The organism is Pseudomonas sp. P4_D7, assembly GCF_056401755.1.
In genome coordinates, this window is sequence record NZ_JBFUIR010000116.1 from 1 (window position 1) to 3,463 (window position 3,463).

At 55.0% G+C, this 3,463-nt stretch carries 3 protein-coding genes and 1 pseudogene; 2 read left to right on the forward strand and 2 right to left on the reverse strand.

Annotated elements, in window-relative coordinates; all coding sequences use genetic code 11:
* Positions 1-657, reverse strand: a 657-nt coding sequence (locus AC1DVF_RS28695; protein ID WP_477783570.1) for a hypothetical protein, incomplete at its 3' end; no start/stop codon positions are given.
* A gap of 264 nt (positions 658-921) precedes the next feature.
* On the opposite strand from AC1DVF_RS28695, the gene AC1DVF_RS28700 reads away from it, so the two are divergent.
* Both AC1DVF_RS28700 and AC1DVF_RS28705 read left to right on the forward strand, forming a co-directional pair.
* Positions 922-2,025 (forward strand): hypothetical protein, encoded by a 1,104-nt coding sequence (locus AC1DVF_RS28700; protein ID WP_460090192.1) that lies wholly within the window; start codon positions 922-924, stop codon positions 2,023-2,025.
* Positions 2,026-2,625: 600 nt separating this feature from the next.
* Complete coding sequence (locus AC1DVF_RS28705) at positions 2,626-2,985, forward strand: DUF6124 family protein (RefSeq protein ID WP_477783571.1); 360 nt, start codon at positions 2,626-2,628, stop codon at positions 2,983-2,985.
* 228 nt (positions 2,986-3,213) lie between these two features.
* Here AC1DVF_RS28705 and AC1DVF_RS28710 read toward each other — a convergent pair.
* Positions 3,214-3,463: pseudogene (locus tag AC1DVF_RS28710) on the reverse strand (hypothetical protein); the annotation flags it as partial.

A 3,463-nucleotide genomic window follows, 5' to 3' on the forward strand; every position in this document is an offset into this window, starting at 1 on the left:
GTGTATCTGCTTGGGCGCAATATTGCCGAAGCTCAGTTGCTTGCCGTTGATGTACCGCGTACCCCGCAAAATCTGCTCACCTTCGACCTCAACGAAGTCCTCATCCATGTACATCAGCACGACCTTGGTCACTGGCGCAATGACTCCAGGGATCATCAGATCGGTTTGCAGCAGATTGAGCGCCCAATGAAACTGGATGGCCGGCAAATCTCCGATTTCGATCTGACCCGTGTCATCCAGCGATCTGAAGTCTCTGCGTGCAGTCACGCGGAATTTTCGCCCGACCTGCACAAGCTCCGGTTTGCCATAACGCACCTGCCGATGAGGGCCGGTCGCCCATTGATCGTTGTAATAACTAGGCGAGGTGAAGAGTTCGAACAACGCCTGATTGTCGCGGATGTTTCCCGCTGCACCGAACAGGTAGTTGTAGGAATAGTGGTTAGCCAGGCCGTCCAGTTCAGGCCTGATCGCGTTGATCGGATTGTCGAGATAATCCGGGATATAAGCATTGGCCATCTGTTTGAAATGGGTGAAATCCAGATCCATGTCGAAAGTGACGGTGTAGCAGATGGCCCGCTCTTTCGGGTTCTGTTCCAGTCGCCCTGACACATATTCCAAGCCCATGCCCTCAAGTTTTCGGTAAATGCGCTCTGCCATGATCATGCTCTCCTGATTCGGTAAACTTGCGCCCCTATATCGATGTCATGAACAGCCATCCGTCTACTGTAAGAGTTGACAGGTGGATGGCACTTCCAGACCAACGGTCTCTCGACGACGGAGCCAACCAAAAGAGGACATCTGCAAAGCCACCGCTCATCGGAAATACTCGATCACCTGTCAGATCTGACAGTGGCGAGAATTCTTACTTCCTGCATCAAATGGAGCCTTTCCAGGCAATCACTCGAACGCAGGAGACACCCCATGAACTCAATTTCAGCAGTCACCGATCCAGCGGCGCCAAAAGTACTTGAGGCACACGGCTCCGCAGGGGATCAACTTGACTTCGATCATGTCTATTTCGCCCAACACGTTACCGCTCAAGTTCCGCACTACACCGGCATGGCCCGCGGCCATACGGTTCGCATCACTTGGGAAAACCCTCGGCACACCTACCACTCGGAGGTGATCACCGTGGGAACCCCTGGCACCATCGACATCCGCATTCCGCGCCTGGAGGTGATCGATAGCATTGGCCATACGGTGAAGGTCTTTTACACGGTACGTACGGCCCCGGGCACGACCTTGATTCCTTCGCGCTATTTGCTGCTGCACATTCTCCCTCAGTCATTCGATCTCCTGGCACCGACCCTGTCGAGTGATCAGGAAACTGTTAGCGTCAACTACGCAGGCATGACGACTGGCTATACGGTACGTTTGCGCGCTACCGCCAACACGCTATGGGAAAGTGATACGCGACCCGTTCAGGCAGGTGTCACGCCAGTCTTTACACTTCCTTCTGACTGGCGAACAAACAATCGCGGCGCCGATGCCCTGATCAATTACACCGTGTACAAATCGGGAAGTGGTGAGCGGTTGATGTTTTCGAAGGTGTTGAGGGTGCTCGTGGGCGAGGCAGTACCGGGTCCGGATCTACTCGAGAACTTTGACGCTTACCCGGATCGCTCCATCGCGCCCGGTCAAAGCTTCGATCTGGCAAGCATGAAAGTCACGAACCTTGGAAGATCGGGAGGACTGGTCAAACTCACAGAGGCGGGTGCAACTAACATACCGGGGAAAATCGAGCGAAAAGTCCTGGTCACAGATGGCGTCATATCCACACTAAGGCTGGATTTGCATTCGAGTTATTCCCGTGTTCGATTTTGGTACCAGGACGTGCATGTGGCTGCAACTGCGGTGTTCTATAACGCCGCTGGTAATTCACTCGGAAAAAAAGAACTGACTAATTACCACCCCGACAACAGCCCCAAGCAGCTTGATTTTTCAGCCCACGGCATCAGGCGTATAGATATTCAAAACGCCACCAGCGACGTTGTCCGATACGATAACTTCGAGCTGACTAACTAATGACAAACGCCTGATTACTGGAGATTTCTCACTTCGATGCCTCCGGATCCAAGGGAGAAAAGGGGGACGGATTTATTTGACCAGTGATTTAAACAGGGGGGCTTGGGGGGCTTGATCRAGRTTTTTCTGCTGRCCGGRWTGGCCCTTTCGCGAGCAAGCTCGCTCCCACAGGGAAACGCATTCCAAATGTGGGAGCGAGCTTGCTCGCGAAGGGGCCAGTGAAGTCAGCGCAAYGCGCYTCTTAAACTCTGGTGTTTAAAAGACACTTCAGGACACGCCTTCCAGGCTACAAATTCTTGCGCCATTGCCTACAGCTACGCCAGAATCCGCCGGCTTGTGCGCTTTGGGGGCGGGTTCTATTGTGGGTCGGTCGCTGACGAATCAGCGATCGGGTTTAGCGACCCGGACCATCTCAGTGCATCAGCGTTCGTGGCTTCGTTGTGGGACTCTTCGCCCGCAATTACGTTATGGCGGCTGTATGCGGGAGACCTTTGGGTCTACCGGGGTGCCTGTGACCGGTTCGCTAACCTGCGTACAGCTGCCACCTTCACTTGTTTAGCGACAGGGAAAGAGTGGCTCCATAACCTCAGGAGCTTCACCATGATCAAACCAACACCCAACCCACCCGAAACCGATCCCGCCTCCCCCTACGAATCCCTCGATTCAAAAAAGCTTAACGACGCCGCCGAACGCGCGCTCGATCACTACCTCTGCCCACCCGGCTCCACGCCACCACCGCGTAAAACCCGCCGGATGTACGCCGTYACCGCYGACTTCAAAAAYGAGGAACTGCTGGCCGATGCCAGCGAAACACTCGCCTCAGCYAGAACCATCGCCCATGACTTCGCCCACCTCATACCCGCGTCGCAGCGCAGGACGCTGTTGGGGATCGCGCAACTGATCATGCTCGGCGAGCKGGCGGTGAATCGGGTGATGGATAATCTGGARTTGCCGCAGTAGCGACACGCGATGATCGYTCCCACGCTCCTGCGTGGGAATGCCTCAACGGACGCTCCGCGTTCGGCTYTGGAAGGGAYGCGGAGCGTCCCGGGCTGCATTCCCACGCAGAGCGTGGGAACGATCAATGAGACGTTGTGATTGCTCGCGAAGGCGACCTTACAACCAACGCATGTTTCAGCCATAAAAAACGCCGCACCGCGCAATCGGGACGGCGTTTTTTAATGCCGGTTACTGCGCAGTCAGTATCTGCTTGGGCGCAATATTGCCGAAGCTCAGTTGCTTGCCGTTGATGTACCGCGTACCCCGCAAAATCTGCTCACCTTCGACCTCAACGAAGTCCTCATCCATGTACATCAGCACGACCTTGGTCACTGGCGCAATGACTCCAGGGATCATCAGATCGGTTTGCAGCAGATTGAGCGCCCAATGAAACTGGATGGCCGGCAAATCTCCGATTTCGATCTGACCCGTGTCATCC

What these genes read in the sequence shown, in the direction of transcription:
- AC1DVF_RS28700 (WP_460090192.1), top strand. Translation starts at nt 922, where the DNA reads ATGAACTCAATTTCAGCAGTCACCGATCCAGCGGCGCCAAAAGTACTT.